The sequence below is a fragment of the Halomonas sp. GXIMD04776 genome (assembly GCF_049808615.1).
Lineage (GTDB): Bacteria > Pseudomonadota > Gammaproteobacteria > Pseudomonadales > Halomonadaceae > Modicisalibacter.
Genome location: NZ_JBNCAN010000061.1, coordinates 1 through 1262, shown reverse-complemented (window position 1 = coordinate 1262; position 1262 = coordinate 1). Strand labels below are relative to the sequence as shown.

1 protein-coding gene is annotated in these 1262 nt (G+C 61.0%); it reads right to left on the bottom strand.

What is annotated here, in order from left to right:
• Positions 1-17: 17 nt before the first annotated feature.
• Positions 18-1079, bottom strand: a complete 1062-nt coding sequence (locus ACPF7Z_RS19375; RefSeq protein WP_425194875.1) for an IS110 family transposase — start codon at positions 1077-1079, stop codon at positions 18-20.
• Positions 1080-1262 lie beyond the last annotated feature (183 nt).

The window sequence follows — 1262 nt, the reverse complement described above, 5'->3', positions numbered from 1 at the left end:
GCATTGACGCTCCTATGTCAAGGCGAAGTGCTGGCGGCCTGCAAATCCTTGATGATCAGTGGGTAGAGTTCACGCACGATGTAGCGCTTGAGACAACGGTGGATCTCTTTCGTTGAGCGTCCCTCCTGTGTGCGCCGCTCGACGTAGGCGCGCGTGCGTGGTTCGCTGCGCATACGCACCATGGCAATTGTCCAAAGCGCATTATTCGCTTGTCGATCGCCGCCCCGGTTGAGCCGATGGCGAATAACCTTGCCCGAAGAGGCCTCAAGCGGACTTACCCCACAGAGGGCGGCGAGGGCTGCATCATTGCGAAGACGCCCGGGATTGTCACCTGCGGTCACCAGTAGTGTCGCCGCTGTCTGTGCGCCGACACCAAAACGGGTGACCAAGCTTGGAGCGGCTTGCTGCGCGAGCCGGTCCAGCGCAGCATCTAGCTCATGAAGCTCTTCGGTCAGCGCTTGCCAACGTCGGGCAAGTAGCCGCAGAGTCGATTTCAGGGTCTGGAGCAGCATCGAATCATCCCCTGTCTCCAACGCCAGGCAAGCGGCTACACACGCCGCCGCTTTTGGTTTAAGCAACTGTTCCCGCAGTGTCTGCGGGGCGCTCACTAGCAGGCCGCGCAGTTGATTAAGCGTCTGCGTTCTCGCCTTCACTGCGCTGCGGCGGGCGACATTAACGGCGCGCATCGCCTCGACGACGCCGGACTGTGCCTTCGGGCGTGCGCTGGCCTCGCCAGAGAGCACGGCACGGGCGGCGTTCTCAGCATCAGTGGGATCGTTCTTACCTCGACGGCGCCGGCGAGCGCGATCTGGCCGATTGACTTCGAGCACCTCGATGCCCGCTTCCTGAAGATGACGGGCAAGCCCCGCACCATATGTTCCGGTGCCCTCGATTCCGGCACGCAGAAGGAAACCGAATGAGTGTGCCCATTCAAGGAGAGCTTGGTAGCCGTCGGTACAGGTTTCGATTGAGCGGGTGCCGAGCACACGTCCCACTGGGTCGATGACGACACCGACATGCACGTCCAGGTGCGTGTCGACCCCCAATACCACCTCGACTAGCTCTTTTACCTTCACCATTGCCACATCCTCCGCATGCTCAGCCAACATTTGCTACCAAACATGCCGAAGGACAGGACACTCACGGTGCAGGACAAAGCTCCTATTAGGTCACAGACGGCAGGCCTGGCCGCGCCAGATGAGCACGAAGACTCGGCCGACAGGTCAACGCCAAGGCACTATGCCAATCCCAGCACGGGTCAG